13 protein-coding genes are annotated in these 16,136 nt (G+C 62.9%); 9 read left to right on the forward strand and 4 right to left on the reverse strand.

What is annotated here, in order from left to right; translation table 11 throughout:
• Positions 1 to 98: 98 nt before the first annotated feature.
• Together Thiowin_RS07445 and Thiowin_RS07450 are read left to right on the forward strand one after the other, a co-directional pair.
• Positions 99 to 1,199: an AraC family transcriptional regulator gene (locus Thiowin_RS07445; RefSeq protein WP_328987115.1), complete on the forward strand. Its 1,101-nt coding sequence runs from the start codon at positions 99 to 101 to the stop codon at positions 1,197 to 1,199.
• 49 nt (positions 1,200 to 1,248) lie between these two features.
• The gene (locus tag Thiowin_RS07450) at positions 1,249 to 1,995 is read left to right on the forward strand and encodes a sulfatase-like hydrolase/transferase (protein ID WP_328987116.1); all 747 of its coding nucleotides are present in this window, start codon (positions 1,249 to 1,251) and stop codon (positions 1,993 to 1,995) included.
• Between the two features lie 27 nt (positions 1,996 to 2,022).
• Here Thiowin_RS07450 and Thiowin_RS07455 read toward each other — a convergent pair whose 3' ends face one another.
• Positions 2,023 to 2,280: a hypothetical protein gene (locus Thiowin_RS07455; RefSeq protein WP_328987117.1), complete on the reverse strand. Its 258-nt coding sequence runs from the start codon at positions 2,278 to 2,280 to the stop codon at positions 2,023 to 2,025.
• A gap of 174 nt (positions 2,281 to 2,454) precedes the next feature.
• Complete coding sequence (gene ftsH / locus Thiowin_RS07460) at positions 2,455 to 4,494, reverse strand: ATP-dependent zinc metalloprotease FtsH (protein WP_328987118.1); 2,040 nt, start codon at positions 4,492 to 4,494, stop codon at positions 2,455 to 2,457.
• Between the two features lie 588 nt (positions 4,495 to 5,082).
• Here ftsH and Thiowin_RS07465 point away from each other — a divergent pair.
• On the forward strand, positions 5,083 to 5,928 hold the full coding sequence (locus Thiowin_RS07465; RefSeq protein WP_328987119.1) for a cation-translocating P-type ATPase: 846 nt from the start codon (positions 5,083 to 5,085) through the stop codon (positions 5,926 to 5,928).
• Positions 5,929 to 6,005: 77 nt separating this feature from the next.
• Positions 6,006 to 6,602: an NAD(P)-dependent oxidoreductase gene (locus tag Thiowin_RS07470; RefSeq protein WP_408034176.1), complete on the forward strand. Its 597-nt coding sequence runs from the start codon at positions 6,006 to 6,008 to the stop codon at positions 6,600 to 6,602.
• A gap of 37 nt (positions 6,603 to 6,639) precedes the next feature.
• On the opposite strand, the gene Thiowin_RS07475 is transcribed toward Thiowin_RS07470, so the two are convergent.
• Both Thiowin_RS07475 and Thiowin_RS07480 read right to left on the reverse strand, forming a co-directional pair.
• Complete coding sequence (locus Thiowin_RS07475) at positions 6,640 to 7,497, reverse strand: metallophosphoesterase family protein (protein ID WP_328987120.1); 858 nt, start codon at positions 7,495 to 7,497, stop codon at positions 6,640 to 6,642.
• A 116-nt stretch (positions 7,498 to 7,613) separates the two neighbouring features.
• Positions 7,614 to 10,985 (reverse strand): efflux RND transporter permease subunit, encoded by a 3,372-nt coding sequence (locus tag Thiowin_RS07480; protein ID WP_328987121.1) that lies wholly within the window; start codon positions 10,983 to 10,985, stop codon positions 7,614 to 7,616.
• A gap of 380 nt (positions 10,986 to 11,365) precedes the next feature.
• On the opposite strand from Thiowin_RS07480, the gene Thiowin_RS07485 reads away from it, so the two are divergent.
• The 5 genes from Thiowin_RS07485 to Thiowin_RS07500 all read left to right on the forward strand — a co-directional run bounded on the left by Thiowin_RS07485 (position 11,366) and on the right by Thiowin_RS07500 (position 16,056).
• Positions 11,366 to 11,653 (forward strand): hypothetical protein, encoded by a 288-nt coding sequence (locus Thiowin_RS07485; protein WP_328987122.1) that lies wholly within the window; start codon positions 11,366 to 11,368, stop codon positions 11,651 to 11,653.
• On the forward strand, positions 11,640 to 11,765 hold the full coding sequence (locus Thiowin_RS25220; protein ID WP_408034204.1) for a YSC84-related protein: 126 nt from the start codon (positions 11,640 to 11,642) through the stop codon (positions 11,763 to 11,765). The genes Thiowin_RS07485 and Thiowin_RS25220 overlap by 14 nt, the downstream gene beginning before the upstream one ends.
• 126 nt (positions 11,766 to 11,891) lie before the next feature.
• Entirely contained in the window at positions 11,892 to 13,439 is a 1,548-nt protein-coding gene (locus Thiowin_RS07490) for a fumarate hydratase (protein WP_328987123.1), read from the forward strand.
• Positions 13,440 to 13,683: 244 nt separating this feature from the next.
• Entirely contained in the window at positions 13,684 to 15,156 is a 1,473-nt protein-coding gene (locus Thiowin_RS07495) for a TolC family protein (RefSeq protein ID WP_328987124.1), read from the forward strand.
• A 105-nt stretch (positions 15,157 to 15,261) separates the two neighbouring features.
• Positions 15,262 to 16,056, forward strand: coding sequence for an efflux RND transporter periplasmic adaptor subunit (locus Thiowin_RS07500; RefSeq protein WP_328987125.1), 795 nt, complete (start codon positions 15,262 to 15,264; stop codon positions 16,054 to 16,056).
• The last annotated feature ends 80 nt before the right edge of the window (positions 16,057 to 16,136 follow it).

Raw genomic sequence — 16,136 nt, forward strand, 5'->3', positions numbered from 1 at the left:
GCGTTGCTCCGTCATTCTCTGTCCAGCAGGCCCGTTTGCGCAATCTCATCGTCATTGAACCTCTACCGTCATCTGATCAAAGAAGCGGAATTCACGCGATGCCCAGACGAGCGATTTCCCCCGCCTGCCGGCTGGCGGCACTGGGCCTGGCGAGCAACGGCATGGTGCGCATCCGTGGTGCGGGATTTGCCGCGACTGATGGCCCGCGAGTGCTGGATCCAGACGCGGTGATTCGCGGCTGTGGCTGCCGTCCGGAGTGGTTCAGCGACCCGGATAACACCATTGCCTTTAGCGCCGTGGGTCGCCTGCTGGCGTATGTCGCGACGAATACCGCCTGCGCCTATCCGGGGCTGGCGCTCGGTCAGGGGTCGGGACTGGATGTGGCCGGCGTTGTTGGTCGCGCCATGCGGTTGGCGCCCACGGTGGTCGCGGCCTTGCGCACCCTGATCCTGCACTTGCACCTGCATGACCGGGGCGCCATTCCCTATCTCTGTGTGGACGGACAACAGGCGCGTTTTGGTTACACTCTGTGGTGCTCGGATGTGGTCGATACAGATCATTTCTACGATGGCGCCCTAGCCATCGCCTGGAACATGATCCGCGAGCTGGCCGGCCCGGACTGGCAGGCGAGCGAAGTCCGCTTGTTTCGAGAACCGCCCGCGGACAGTGCGTCTTTTCGGGAGCACTTTCGCGCGCCGCTGTGTTTCGGCGCGCAGCAGGCGGCGGTGGTGTTTCCGGCCGCCGATCTCAAGCGCCCTTGCTTGGACGCGGATGCGCCCGCCTATGCCAAGGCCAAGTCGGATCTCGAATCCCTGGGTGCAATCAGCGATCTGGGCCTGGCCGACGAGGTGCGCCTTGTGCTGCTGCGCCTGCTGGTGGCCGGATCTTGCGGGACTCGCGCTGGCCCTGAGCGGGCGGATGTGGCGCAGCTATTCGCCATGCATCCGCGAACCCTCAATCGGCGATTGCGCGAAGAAGGCGTGACCTTCGCGGCGTTGTTGGCTAAGGCGCGCCATGATCTGGCGCGACAGTTGTTGCGCGATACCCAGTTGCCCGTCAGCGAGATTGCCTATTTGTTTGGCTATGCGGGCAGCGGGCCCTTCTCGCACGCCTTTCGTCACTGGTCCGGCATGACAGCAGGGGCGTGGCGGAAAGCGCAACCCACCGAGACTGACCCGGGCCGCGCCGATAGGCATTGATCGCTGAGAACCTGAGTTCTTGTTTCTCCAGGGTTTTCGAGATCGGGGAGTGACGGATCGCAATTTGTCGCGAATTGTGTTTTTCAAGCGGGTGCGAAGGGCTAATAATCGGGCGTTCATCCTCGGTATCACGGTCTTGGGCGAGGCCGGCTCACCAGCCGCCAAGGCCAGCATCACTGGCGACCAGTTGCCGCCGCCGCCAGCGCCCTTCCAGGGCGAGATCAAGCAGCAGACGCTGCAATCGACGCCCTGGTGGTCGCCGACCGTGGTGCCGCCCAAGGTTGCGCCCAACATCCTGTTGATCATCACCGATGACTCCGGTTTTGGCGTACCGAGCACCTTTGGCGGCGTGATCCCGACCCCGAGTATGGATCGCATCGCCAACGAAGGGCTGCGCTACAACCGCATGTTTTCCACCGCGCTCTGCTCGCCGAACCGTGCCGCGCTGCTGACCGGGCGCAACCACCACTCGGCGGGCTTTGGCGTCATTGCCGAACAGGCCACCGGCTTCCCTGGCTACAACAGCGTGATTGGCGCCGATAACGCCACCATTGGGCGCATCCTGCGCGAAAACGTCTACGCCACCAGCTGGTTCGGCAAGGACCACAACACGCCCACCTACCAGGCGAGCCAGGCTGGGCCTTTCACCCAATGGCCCATCGGCATGGGGTTCGATTACTTCTTCGGTTTCGTCGGCGGCGATGACTTGCGCGTGCCCAATCATGGCAAGCTGTTCAAGGCGCTGCTGAGGCTTCATGTGCCCGATTGGAAGCGCCATGAAATCCGCGGCAAGTAAATCCGCTTGCCGCAACTCCAGCCCTGACTAATGCTGTTGTTCCTTCAACCGCCGCGACCCCTCGACCAGTGGATGCCAGCCGAAGACCAGCGAGAAGTTGAAGCTGTCCATCTGCATGTCGCCGGGTTCCTCGTGCCGAGGCTCTGCCTCGGCACGCTGTCTTGGCGGCTCTGCCGCCTTGATTGAAGGATCAAGAGAACCGATATGGATGCGCTGTTGTAATTGGCCGCTCAGCCCACGAGCGGCGGAGCCGCCAAGACGGGAAAGACGGGAAGGTGATTTCAAATATCGTGCTCACTAGAAGACCGATTTCCCGCAATTCGGATGCTCATGCACCTGCGCCGAGGCGCGGGGCATGGAGGTTGGTGAAAATTCTCGACGGCCTGGTGCTGGGACTTGGCCCCGACTGGCGAACGGATAAGAAATCCAAGCCAAGGATAGGATGGATCTCGCCCTGTGCTAGCGATTCAGCACCACATCGATCTGCTCGCGGCTGAGGGTTTCAGCCTCGAGCAGGCGCTTGGCCAAGCGTTCGAGGCGGTCGCGGTTCTCGTCGACGAGCTGTCGCGCATGCTGCTCGATCCCATCGATCAGTGATTTGATCTCGGCATCGACTCTCTGGGCAGTGGCATCGCTGAATTTGCGTGCACCCATCGCCAACGCAGGCGCGCCTTGATCATCCGGATACTTGAACGCGACCGGCCCGATTGCCTCGCTCATGCCCCAGCGGCTGACCATCCGTCTGGCCAGCTCGGTGGCCTGATCGAGATCGGCCTCGGCCCCGGTGGTGACCTCGTCAAAGATCACCAGCTCGGCGATACGCCCCCCCAACATCACCGCGATGCGATCACGCAGGTAGCTCTGGCGATAGGTATGACGCCCCTCGGGCGGCACCTGCTCGGTCGCGCCGAGGGCGCGTCCGCGGGGGATGATGGTGACCTTGTCGAGTTGATCGGCATTGGGCAGCAGCCAGGCCAACAGGGCATGGCCGGACTCGTGATAGGCGACCAGCTCGCGCTGCTCGTCATCAACAGCCTGCTCACGTTCGGCACCGAGTACAATCTTGTCGCGTGCCTGCGAGAACTGTGACATTTCGACTGCGTCCTGCTTGGCACGGCCGGCGAGCAGCGCTGCCTCATTGACCAGGTTCTCGAGATCGGCACCGGAAAAGCCGACGGTGCGCTCGGCCACGCGCTCTAGATCGACATCCTCGCTCAAGACCACCTTGGCGGCGTGGATCTTGAGAATCGCGTGGCGAGCATCGCGGTCGGGTCGCTCCAGGTAGACCTTGCGGTCGAAACGCCCTGGGCGCAGCAGGGCGTGATCGAGCACGTCGGGCCGATTGGTCGCGGCGAGCACCACCACATCCTCGTGCGGCGAGAAGCCGTCCATCTCGTTCAAGATCTGATTCAGCGTCTGCTCGCGCTCGTCGTTACCGCCACCGCCGCTGGCCATGCCGGTGCCGCGCGAGCGGCCGATGGCATCGATCTCATCGATAAACAACACACAGGGGCTTTGCTTCTTCGCATCGTCAAAGAGGTTGCGCACGCGCGAGGCGCCGACGCCGACGAACATCTCGACGAACTCGGAGCCGCTCACGTTGAAGAAGGGCACGCCAGCCTCGCCGGCGACGGCTCGTGCCAGCAGGGTCTTTCCGGTGCCGGGCGGTCCGACCAACAGGACACCCTTCGGGAGTTTGGCTCCCAGGGCACGAAAGCGCTGCGGGTCGGACAGATGGTCGATGATCTCCTGCAGGTCGGCCTTGGCGTTCGCAAGCCCCGCGACCTCCTCGAGGCTGGTGTCGACCTCTTCGGACTCGACGCGTTTTGCCTTGGATTTGCCGATCCCGAAGAGGCCGCCGCCTTGGCCATCGCCACCCATCATGCGTCGCTGCATGCGGTTGCTGAGGTACAAGAACAGGCCGAGGATCAGCAGCCAAGGCAGCAGAGTGATCAGCACGCGGCTGAACAGGCCAGTCTCGGTCGACTCGGCATCGATCTCGACATCATGCTGCTCGAGCAGATCTAAAAGCCTCGGATCTTGCACTTGGGGCAGGGTGCTGATGAAACGCCCGCCGGTTTCGGCTGTCGCCGCGCTGGCCTGCTGCGTCTCGTCTTCTGTCTCGCCAGAAGTTTCACCTGGGTGGCCATCTGGGGGGCCATCTTTCGCGTTGTCAGTGGTGCGCTGGCTCTCCTCGGGCTCGATGAATCGCCCGCTGACCCGCTGGCCCTCGAAGGTCACCTGCGCGACCCGGCCATCGCGCACGGCCTCTTTTAGCTCGGTATAGGAGATCGCTTGCGGCCCCGGCGAGCGGAACAAGCTCAGGGCCGCCGACAGCGCAAAGATCGCGATCAAGGCATAGAGGGCATTCCGCCAAGGCGGTGTCCCGCCGGGCTGAGTAGGACTGGTCTTGGTGGGCCGGCCGAAATTCGGCCGCAGCGCCTTGAGCCGTTCGCGGAGCCTAGGCTTGGCGCCGGACTGTTGTTCAACGCTAGACATTGAATCTCTCGTGCAGTTGCTGTCTGTTTTATCTGGATCGCTCTACGGCTCTTTTGGCAGACATCCCGCAGGCATCGTGCCGGTTGTGCTAAGCAGGAATCGGGCCGGCTATCTGGAGTTCCGATTGGACCGATGCTGAGTCACCGCGGTGGCAAGGAGTGGTTCAAATGCCGCATCCCTGGGGCCTATGAACCACTACAGCTGGCAGCGCTTGGGTCACTGCGCCCAGACCACAGCATCCAAAAGGCACGCAGCGGCGCGCTTCTCCGAGTTGGCCCGGTTTCTGCCTGCCTTCAAGAAGCTTCTGCTTCCATTGCGCGACCACCGAGATCGACTGGACCTCGCGTCAGGTCATCGCCTCGCGACCAGCTATCAGATCGGAACCTGATCCAATGATTGTCCAAATCGAAGGAGACTCCCTATCTACTCCGAGGGCGAACTCGGCGAGGGCTGTGTCAGTTGCCATGAGCACGTCGGCCATCAGTATCTCCAGGGCATGCTCGACGATCACTTCGACGAGGTCAGCCTTGGTGTAGATAGTGCCAAAAATCTGCGCATATTCGGTGAATAGCGCAGTCCATCGCCAACATGCTGCCTGGCAAAGTGCGTGATCTGACCGCTGGGCAGGAGCATGCACGCACATCCGTCTCGGCCATCCCGGCCGAGCTGCCGGTTGCCATCACCGTGGCCCTGTCGATCGGGCGGCATCGGATGGCCGAGCGCAACCTCATCGTGCGTCGGCTGCCGGCGGTCGAGGGACTCGGCACCTGTACGCTGATCGCGAGCGACAAGATCGGCACCCTGACCGCCAACGAGCTCACCATCACCCGCATCGCATTGCCGGGCAGCGCTCGGGTTCGGGTCGATGTCGGCGAGAACCCGGAGGGTGACCGGCTGCGTCCCGACGATGGCGGCGAGGGTGACGGCGGCGAGACACCCGACGAGGCGACGCAAGCGGCGGTGCAGCGCCTGGCCAGCACCGGCGTGCTCTGCAACGAGGCTGAGCTACGCGAGACTGATGAGGGTGATCTCGAGGCCGATGGTGACACCGTCGATGTGGCCTTCCTCGTGCTCGGCCAGCGTCTGGGGCTGACGCGTGCGCAGTTGCTGGAGCGTCAACCCGAGCAGGCGCGAGTGCCGTTCATGTCCAAGCGCCGCCCGGCAGCCACCTTCAATCAGGGCGATGAGGGGCTGCAAGCCTATGTGAAGGGCGCTGCCGAGGCCGTGCTGCCGTTCTGTGCTGACGCCAAAGACCTGCAAGCGCAGGTCGATGACCTGAGTGGTCGCGGTTTCCGCGTGCTTGCGCTGACCACGGGGCCCGTTGAAGGTGATGCGGACGAGGCGGCGCGCCGGCTCGAAGCGGGTGAGCTCGGAGGACTCCAACTGCTTGGGCTGGTTGGCTTGATCGATCCGGTTGTGGATTCTCTACCATGAAAATCTATGTCTTTGGTGTTTAGAACTGGGAAGCCGGAGCCTTTGATCGCCTGGATGGTGAGCACGAGATCCTGTTCATGAGCGAGCCCCTGCGGCCGACGAATGCCGCGCGCTATGCCGACGCCGAGGCGGTGAGCACCTTTATCTATTCGTCGATCAACCGAGATGTGTTAGCGGCAATGCCCAAGCTCGAGGTGATTGCCTCGCGCTCGACCGGCGTTGACTATATCGACACCAACCGCTGTTGTCTCGAGCGCGGCGTTACGGTGGCCAATGTGCCCGGCAATGACAAGACCCGGAACATGATCTTGAACGAGCAGTTTGATCGCATGCACGATGGCGCGATTCTAATCAACACGGCGCGCGGCAGCTTCGTCGACCACCGCGCGCTGGCGCGTGCCCTGGTGGAGGGCAGGATCGCGGCGGCCGGTCTGGATGTGCTGCCGGAGGAGCCCGTGGTGCGTGAGGAGGCCGAGCTGCTGCGCTCCGTCTATGAGAGCCGCCATGATCTGAGCAACCTGCTTGCCGGGCAGGTGCTGATCCATTTGCGCAATGTCGTGGTCACACCGCACAGCGCCTTCAACACCCGTGAGGCGGTTAAGCGCATCCTGGAGACGCCGGTCGATAACCTGGCCGCCTATGCCGAGTGTCGGCCGTGCAACATCGCCGCCTGAGGAGGGATGACAGACTATTGCAAGATCCTCAAGGGCCTCAATGCACCGGCGGATCGGTGCGCGGAACCTGATCGACCGGAGCGACCGGCTCATCGGGCTTGCGCGGTGGCATCGCGTCCTCGGGAACCTCGTTGATCATCATCTCCGCTGTGTCGTAGCCTTCGAGATTGCACACAGAGACCGCGAGCTGTTCGCCATCCCAGCGCAGCTCGTTGAAGCTCGGTGGTGTTGAGCGCAGGCGCCGTGACAAGGTGCCAGCACCGATCATGCGCACCGCCCCCTGTTCCGTCTCCTCGGTGAGGTCGAAGGCATCATGGACATGACCCGAGAGCACGGCGAGCACTTCGCGCTTGGCCAGCTCGGTCAGTGCCTTCTGGCCGTGTCTGGTCAATGCGGTGCCCTGGGTGCCGGCTTCCCGTAGCGGGTGGTGGGCGGTTACCAGTGCGCGCGTCCCCTTGGGTAGCGCATCGAGCCGGGCGAGGCATCGCTCCAGCGCTGCCTCGGTCACCCAGCCTTTGGACCAGTTCGGGCGCGGCTGCCAGCGGGCGACGGTCTTGAGTGGCACGATCGCAAGTCCTGGCAGGTCGATCTCCACCTCGACCTTGTCGGCAATGGCTCGTATCCGCTTGTACGGGTCGAAGAAGCGTTGGATCGGATTGAAATAGGGCAGGTCGTGGTTGCCCACCTCGACCGTGACCGAGGCCTCCAAAGAGCGTATCCAGGCGCAAGCCGCGTCGAACTCGTGCTGTCTTGCGCGCATGGTCAGATCACCAGTGATGGCCACCGCATCGGGTTGCTTGTCGGCAATCTCTTGCTTCACCCAGTCCAGGGCGCGATTGTCCTCGAGCCCGAAATGGATGTCGCTCAGATGGAAGATTAGGTAGGGATCATTCATTGGCAGAACTCTCAGAGGGAAGGACTTGCGGGGCAACTCTCGCGGGAGGAAGCGCTCGTTGGTGCGGAGCGCTCTTGGTCGGTGTCTTGTTGGTCGTCATGCATGCGGATTGATGATCAGTGCGTTGCTGTCGCGGAGGCCTCGGACTCTTGCTTGGCCCCATGAAATGCCCAACCGGTGGCAATGCAGCCCAGCGGCACCACGATCAGCGTCAGCGGTACCGCAACGATGGGGCCGAACAGCAACGAGATTGCCATACCCTGGAAGATCGGGTCGAACAGGATCGCAAAGGCGCCGGCCATCATGGTCAGGTCCGTGACCCAGACCGGCCGCAGGCGAGTGCGGCCAGCCTCGACCACCGCATCGCGCACCGACAGGCCGCGGCGCACCGCATCCTGGGCAAAGTCCACCAGTAGGATGGAGTTACGCACCTCGATGCCGGCCAGCGCGATGAAGCCGATCATCGAGGTCGCGGTGAACTCGGCGCCGAGCAGCCAGTGGCCCGGAAGGATGCCGATCAGTGTCAGCGGGATCGGCGCCATGATCACCGCCGGTTGGATGAAGTTGCGAAACTCGGCCACCAGCAGAACGTAGATCAGCAGCAGTGCCGCGCCGAAGGCGATGCCGAGATCGCGGAAGGTTTTGTAGGTCACGGTCCACTCACCGGACCATTCGAAGGCGGTGGTGCCGGGCTTCGGTGGGCCGGTAAGGGTGCCGCGCGGCGCCTCAGTCCCATCCGGCGCGACAGAGTCCTCGAGGGCTTGCTCGACCTGGAGCATCCCGTAGATCGGCGCCCCCAGGCGGCCCTCCATGCCAGCGGTGACGTATTCCACCAGTCTTAGATCCTTGTGATAGATCAGCTGGTCCGCCGGCACCTCGATGAAGCGCCCGAGCTCGGCGAGCGGCACCATGCGCCCCTCGCCGCTGCTGGCGGGGATCGGTAGCTCGCCGAGACGATGGAGCTGGGTGCGGGTGGCCAGCGGCATTTGGAGCTTGATCTCAACTGGCTCCAGCAAGCGCTCCTGGGCGATGTCGCCGAGGCTGTAGCCGCCCATCGCCATCGCCAGGTTGCGGCTGATGCTGTCGACATCGACGCCGTTGCGGCTCGCCTTCTCATTGTCAACCTGGAAGTGCCAACGACTGTGCGGCGCCTGCAGCCGGTTATCGACATCGACCACCCCGTCGGCGGCCGCGAACATCTCGGTCAGGTCCTCGGCGAAGCCGCGCCGTGCCCCGGGCGTGGGGCCATAGACCTCGGCCACCAGGGTCTGCAGTACTGGCGGGCCTGGCGGCATCTCGACTACGTTGATGTGGGCGTCATGCTCTTTCGCCAGCGGTGTGAGCTGCTCGCGGACGACCTGCGCGATGGCGTGGCTGCTGCGCTTGCGCTCGTCCTTGTCCAGCAGCCGTACCTGGATATCGGCTAGCCAGGGATCCTGGCGCAGATAGTAATGCCGGACCAGGCCGTTGAAGTCGAACGGTGCCGCGGTGCCGATATAGGCCTGCAATGAGCGCACCTCAGGGATGCCGCGCAGCTGTTGTGCGAGCTGATGAGTGGCATTGGCGGTGGTCGGTAGCGAGCTCCCCTCGGGCAGGTCGATGACAACGTCGATCTCCCGCTTGTTGTCATAGGGCAGCATTTTCACCGTCACCGCTTTCAGCGGTAGCATCGCCACTGCTGCAATGAAGGCGACGATGATGGCAATCAGGAACAGCCAGCGGGTCTGTCGTCGCTCGATCAGCGGCTCGATCAGCGGTCGGTAGGCGCGGTCGATCCAGCCCTGCAGCCGGTGCTCGCGCTGTGCCGAGCGCTCCAAGACCGCGAGCTTCGGGCGCAGCCGGTAGGCGAGCCAGGGCGTGAAGACGAAGGCCGCGAACAGCGAGAACAGCATCGCCACCGAGCCCAGGATCGGAATCGGGCGCATGTAGGGACCCATCATGCCGGTGACGAAGCCCATCGGCAGCAGCGCCGCCAGCACGGTCAGAGTCGCGATAATGGTCGGATTGCCGACCTCGCCGACGGCGTCGAGGGCGACGTCCTTGGCGGTCGCGCCCTTGGCGAGCCAGCGTCGGAAGATGTTCTCGACCACCACGGTGGCGTCATCGACCAGGATGCCGATCGAGAAGATCAACGCGAACAGGCTGACCCGATTGATGGAGAAGCCGAGTGCCCCGGCCGACCAGACCGTCAGCAGGATCACCACCGGGATCACCGCCAGCACAATCAGCGCCGGGCGCAGGCCGATGGCGATCAACGACAAGAGCGCGACGGCGGCCGTGGCGCCGACCAGCGACAGCAGCAGCTCGTTGACCTTGCGGTCGGCGGTCTCGCCATAGTTTCGGGTGACCGCGACCTGCACCTGCTCCGGGATCATCGACCCCTTGAGCTGCTCGAGCCGCTTCAACAGGTCGTTGGTCAGGGTCACACCATTGGCGCGGGGCTGCTTGGCGATGGCGATGGTGACCGCGCCGGCAGCCTTGGCCGAGTCATCCGCCGGATAGCTCGGTCCGGTGTAGAAAAACACCGCATGGTCGGGATGCTCAGCGCCCGCATTGACGCTGGCCACGTCGCCGACGTAAACGGAGAGCCCGCCCTTGGTGTCGATGACCAGACGCTCGATCTCGCGGGCGCCCTCAAGGTCGTGGCCGGCCGAGACCGAACGGTGGGTTGCGCCTTGCTCGACGCTGCCGGTACCGCGCCCAGCATTGGCATTGGCGCCGCGGATGGTCTCGGCGAGCTGATCCAGACTGATCCCATAGCCTCGCAGCAGCTCCGGCTGCGGCTCAATGCTGATCTCGCGTTGGCGTCCGCCGACCACGAATCCGTTGCCGGTGTTCTCGACCTGCTTGAGCTCCTGCAACAGATGTAGGGCGAGCATTCGCAGGCGGGCATCGTCGATCCGGTCGGACCAAAGGGTCAGGGTCAACACCGGCACGTCATCGATGGTCTTCGGCTGCACCAGCCATTCGGTCAGGTCTGGCGGTACCTGATTCAGGTTCGACTCGATGGTGTCGTGGACGCCGACGACGGCGGCGTCGATCGATGTGCCGACCTCGAAGCGCACCGTAATCAGTGCTTGCTCGCGGCGGCTGACCGAGTAGACGTGCTCGACATCGCTCAGCTCGCTCATCAGCCGTTCCAGCGGCTCCACGGCGAGGCGTGCGACCTGCCCGGACGAGGCGCCCGGATAGCGCAGCTTGATATCGACCATCGGCACTGAGATATCTGGATCCTCCTGCCGTGGGGTGGTCAGCAGGCCGAGGATGCCGATCCCCAGCGTCGTCAGCAGCAGCAAGGGCGTCAGTGGCGAGTCGATGAAGTAGGCTGCGATCTGTCCGGCGATGCCACGGCCCTTGCCGGCCCCATCCGAAAGCGCATCCGAGCGCCTATCGCGGCGCTCATCTGCACTGTCATTCAGCGCCGCAGTGTTTGGAGCGCCGTCTGACAAGGTGTTGGGACCGGTATCGACAGGGTCGTGGTTGGACATCGGCAAACGAAGTGCTAAGCGGCGAATAAGGAACGGGGGAGAAGGACAAGCTGGCTCCTTTGCGCCAAGCAAATTGAGTACTAGTTGCTTTGATTGGGCCATCGGCCGTTGCCGCGGGTTAAATGGTGTGATCTCGATGGCGGCATTGACCCACGACAGCGTCCGCGATCGGCCTTAAACGGGTGATTTGAGCCGCTGGTGGTGGCTATGCCCCAGCGGCTCAAGAACAACGCGGTTACCCTCGGGTGCCACGAGTGCTCAAATGCGCCCGTCGCATCTCTAGCGGTATCTCCACCGAGCCCTCTGCCTGTGCGCACAGCCCAGAGCAGGCACCTAAGTCATCTAGACAGGTGGCACATTCACTGCATCTGGCACAAGCGATGAGTCTGCGACTCGCCCGCGAACGAGGCGCGCATCGCCAGATTGGTGCCGCGGCGGGCGCCGAGGCTGGAGAGATTGCCTTCATGATCATGTCGGGCGATCTTGTGGAGAGCTTTGGCGAGAGGCACAATTTCGCGCTCAACTCGGACACCGGCTACACCCTTGTTGATGACTCTGAGCGCACGCAAACCTCGATCGGCAAGGGCACCGATATCGCCGTCTGGTCCGCGACCGAGGGGCCGTTATGGCGATTTCGCCGCCAGTGTCTCGGATATCTTCAGGGATGAGGATGCGAACAGGGCCTATTACGGACGTGAGGTGACGGCGGCCGAGATCATCAAAGGCGAGGTCGAGGATCCGATGTCGCCAAGCCCTCTGCTTAGTTCTGAGATGCCCTGATCACCGGGCCAACAACCGAGCGCTGAAAAACGATAGTTTGAATTGCTGGGAAGCTTGCAGGGTTGGCATGGGGCCTGGGTGGGTCGTTTATACTGAGCGCCACGACAACCCGCCGAGCGATGATCCATGCCACAAGCCCATACGGCCACTGAAATCCGCGCCGATGACCTGATTACCAGCGTTGCCGATGCGCTCCAATATATCTCGTATTACCACCCACCGGATTATCTGCATGCCCTGCATCAGGCCTATCTGCGCGAGGACTCGCCACAGGCCAAGGATGCCATGGCGCAGTTGCTGGTCAACTCGCGCCTGTGCGCACTTGGGCAGCGGCCCATCTGCCAGGACACCGGAATGGTGGTGGTCATGGTCAAGGTCGGCATGCGGGTGCGCTGGGACCGGGATGTCAGCCTGCAAGCCCTGATCGACGAGGGCGTGCGCCGCGCCTATCAGCATCCGGATAATCCGCTGCGTGCCTCCATGGTGTCGCCGCCGATCGGCCAGCGCAAGAACACCGGCGACAACACCCCGGCGGTGGTGCATGTCGAGTTGGTGCCGGGTGACACTGTTGATGTGCGGCTGGCGGCGAAGGGCGGCGGCTCGGAGAACAAAGCACGGTTCGCCATTCTCAACCCAAGCGACAGCCTGGTTGACTGGGTGCTCGAGACAGTCCCCAAGCTTGGCGCCGGTTGGTGTCCACCCGGGATGCTCGGCATTGGCATCGGCGGCTCGGCCGAGAAGGCCATGTTGTTGGCCAAGGAGGCACTGCTCGAGGACATTGATCTGCACGAGTTGCGCGAACGCGGCCCGGCGAATGACATCGAGCGGCTGCGCCTGGAGTTGTACGAAAAGATCAACGCCCTGGGCATCGGCGCCCAGGGACTGGGCGGGCTGACCACTGTGCTGGATGTGAAAATTCGTACCTTTCCGACCCATGCCGCCTCGCTGCCGGTGGCGCTGATTCCCAACTGCGCGGCCACCCGGCATCTGCATTTCACCCTCGATGGCTCGGGACCGGCTAACTTCCAGCCACCACGGCTTGAGGACTGGCCCGCCATCGACTGGGACCCGAGCGCCGGCGCGCGGCGGGTCGATCTCGACACCATCACCCGCGACCAGGTTCGGCAATGGCGCGCCGGTGAGCGCCTGCTGCTGTCCGGGCGGGTGCTGACCGGGCGCGATGCCGCGCACAAGCGTATGCTCGAGCTGCTCGAACGCGGCGAGCCGCTACCGCCGGGCGTGGACCTGACCGACCGCTTCATCTATTACGTCGGTCCGGTCGACCCCGTGCGCGATGAGGTCGTCGGCCCGGCCGGCCCCACCACATCCACCCGCATGGACAAATTCACCCCGCGACTGCTAGCCCGGACTGGGCTGCTTGGCATGATCGGCAAGGCCGAACGCGGTCCAACCGCCATCGCCGCCATCAAGGAGCATGGCGCAGTCTACCTCATGGCCGTCGGCGGCGCGGCCTATCTGGTCGCCAAGGCCATCCGCCACTCACGGCTGGTGGCCTTCGAAGATCTGGGCATGGAAGCCATGCGCGAGTTTGAACTCAAAGACATGCCCGTGATAGTCGCCGTCGACAGTGGCGGCGAGGCCATCCACAAAAGCGGCCCGCGCGCCTGGCAGGCACATATCGCTGGAGTGCCGGTGCGGGTTGAGGGTGCTTAACCGTGCCGTACCCGTGCGCTCTTATTGACTGTGTATTCGCTTACAAATAGCGTGGCCACCTTTTGGTGCCGCTGCTAACACATGCAAGTTTTTGTATTGTGTGATGTTAGTTTGCGATAGAATAAAAGGTTGATTTGTATCCCTAAGTAACCAGTCAAATGGAACTTGTATGAAGGCTGTATCCACGTCGCTGGGCTCCTCAGCTCTTTTATTTATTGCTCTTTTGGTCACCAGCGGCTGCGCTGTGAAACCCGTCGCCTTCACCGAGGACGAGTACCGCGCCATCATCGGGGCGGATCGCGCCGCCTGGCTTGGCGGGATGGAAGCCGTCTCCGGGGCGATCTGCCTGGATGAGGCCATCGCCCGCGCGCTCAAATACAACCTCGACCACCGCGTGCGCCTGTTGGAGCTGGCCCTTTCGGCGGCCCAACTCGACGCCGGCCAGTTCGACATGCTGCCCCAGCTCCTTGCCAACGCGGGCTACAACTGGCGCAACAAAGACCTCATCCGTAACTCCACCGACTCGGTCACTGGCGAGCCCTCGCTGGCCAATCCCTTCATTTCCTCCGAGCGCGACACCTTCACCGCCGATTTGGGCCTGAGCTGGAGCTTGCTCGACTTCGGCCTCGGCTACTACAACGCCAAGCAGAACGCCGACCGACTGCTGGTGGCCAACGAGCGTCGCCGCAAGGCCATGCACACGCTCATCCAGAACGTCACCACCACCTACTGGCGTGCCCTGGCCGGGCAGCAACTCAGGGCGCAAGTCAGTCAGACCATCCGCGAGGCCGAAAGCGCCCTGGCCGACTCGCGCGAGATCCTGCGATCCAAGCTCCAGGATCCCGAGGAGGCACTGCGCTATCAACGCAACCTCCTGGAAAACCTACGCCTGCTCGAGAACGTCGACCGGGAACTCGCACTCGCCGCCATTGATCTAAATACCTTGCTCGGCCTGCCACCTGGTAGCGAGATCCAGCTGGTGGAACCCAAGCGCAGCGACCTGCGCCCCGTCTCCCTGGCAATGGAAAAGCTCGAGGAAATTGCCCTGGCGAACAACGCCGACCTTAAGGAAAAAAGCTACAACGCGCGCATCGCCGCGCAAGAGACGCGCAAGACCCTGCTGAAAATGGTGCCGGGGCTCAAGTTCAACTACGGGACCAACTATGACAGCGACAGCTATTTGATCAACAAGGAATGGAACCAGGCCAGCCTGACCGCCAGTTACAATCTGTTCAATATCCTCGCTACCCCGGCGCGCAAACGCGTGAGCGATTTTGAACGAAAAGTGGCCGATTCCGAACGCATGGCCGTGCAGGTGGCGGTGCTCTCGCAACTCCATCTGGCGAAAAATCAATATCACGATGCGATACGGCAATATCGCCGCGCCGAGTCCATCTTCCAGGTCGACAGCCGCCTGAGCAAATTGGCCATCGGCGAGGAGCAAACCGAGATGGGCGCGCCGCTCGAGCGCATCTCAAGAGAGGTCACCCAAATCTTAAGCTCCGTGCGCATGTATCAGTCCATGGCCAGAGTGAACGAGGCCTCCGGGCGTATTCAGGCAACCATGGGGCTGGAACCACAAATCGGCAGGGTGGATGAAACCATTCTGGCCGACCTCAGACGCCAGGTTTCGCGCAGTTATGAACAACTCCCTGTTGGAATTTTGCACCAATGGAACTGTCCGATCGACCCACCCGTCCAGGTGCGCGCGCCCTAGTACACAGATTCTACCCCGCTAACCATGCCCATACCCTTGCCAATGTGCCTGTCCAGTCCAGCGCGCTTGCACACTCTGGCACCTCCCTGGCTCTGGGCAGCCCTATTGGACTCCAGGTTTGCCACCAGGCTGGCCCCAATACTCGGCCTGGTACTGGCCCCGGCGATCAGCCTCATTGCCCTGGCTGCCGACCAGCCGCTTGAAACGCGCGCTCAACTCAGCTCGCAACAAGGCGTCGTGCTCTCCGCCGAGATGGCCGGGCGCGTCAATCACATCCCGCTCAAAGACGGCGACACCTTTGAGCAAGGCCAACGGCTACTGGAATTTGACTGTAGTCTGCAAGATGCCCAACTCGCCAAGGCACAGGCCCAACTGCGCGCTGCCGAAAATACCCTGCAAGGGCAGCAACGTCTGGTCAAACTCAACGCCGTTGGCCTGGTCGACCTGCGCAACAGCGAGGCCGAGGTACAACAGGCCAAAGCCGATGTCACCTACCTGCAAGTCCTCATGGAGCGCTGCCAGATCAATGCGCCCTACAATGGCCGGGTCATCCGCTACGCCGTGCGCGAGCACCAGAGCGTCAAAGCCAATCAAGAACTGATCGAAATTATCGACGACAGCATCCTGTCGCTCGACTTCATCGTGCCATCACCCTGGCTGACCTGGCTCACCCCGGGCTACCGCTTCGAAGTCCACATCGAAGACACCAACAAAACCTACCCCATGAAGCTCCTGCGCACCGCCGCGCGGGTCGACCCCATCAGCCAAACCGTTCGCGCACTCGCGGAGGTAGACGGGAACTTCCCCGAACTCCTCCCCGGCATGAGCGGCACCGTTATTCTTCAGTCGCCTGAACACACCCAGGCTGACACATCAACTGCGCCTCGCGCCAGAGACTGATATGTCCAACACCGCCCCAATGTTTCGTAGCCTTAAACGCAACAAGCCAGCGCTGTTCAGACTCGAGCCACGCTTAATGT

This window comes from Thiorhodovibrio winogradskyi, from assembly GCF_036208045.1.
Lineage (GTDB): Bacteria > Pseudomonadota > Gammaproteobacteria > Chromatiales > Chromatiaceae > Thiorhodovibrio > Thiorhodovibrio winogradskyi.

What these genes read in the sequence shown, in the direction of transcription:
- Thiowin_RS07480 (WP_328987121.1), bottom strand. Translation starts at nt 10,985, where the DNA reads ATGTCCAACCACGACCCTGTCGATACCGGTCCCAACACCTTGTCAGAC.
- Thiowin_RS07475 (WP_328987120.1), bottom strand. Translation starts at nt 7,497, where the DNA reads ATGAATGATCCCTACCTAATCTTCCATCTGAGCGACATCCATTTCGGG.
- Thiowin_RS07470 (WP_408034176.1), top strand. Translation starts at nt 6,006, where the DNA reads ATGAGCGAGCCCCTGCGGCCGACGAATGCCGCGCGCTATGCCGACGCC.
- Thiowin_RS07465 (WP_328987119.1), top strand. Translation starts at nt 5,083, where the DNA reads ATGCTGCCTGGCAAAGTGCGTGATCTGACCGCTGGGCAGGAGCATGCA.
- Thiowin_RS07445 (WP_328987115.1), top strand. Translation starts at nt 99, where the DNA reads ATGCCCAGACGAGCGATTTCCCCCGCCTGCCGGCTGGCGGCACTGGGC.
- Thiowin_RS07485 (WP_328987122.1), top strand. Translation starts at nt 11,366, where the DNA reads ATGAGTCTGCGACTCGCCCGCGAACGAGGCGCGCATCGCCAGATTGGT.
- Thiowin_RS07490 (WP_328987123.1), top strand. Translation starts at nt 11,892, where the DNA reads ATGCCACAAGCCCATACGGCCACTGAAATCCGCGCCGATGACCTGATT.
- ftsH (WP_328987118.1), bottom strand. Translation starts at nt 4,494, where the DNA reads ATGTCTAGCGTTGAACAACAGTCCGGCGCCAAGCCTAGGCTCCGCGAA.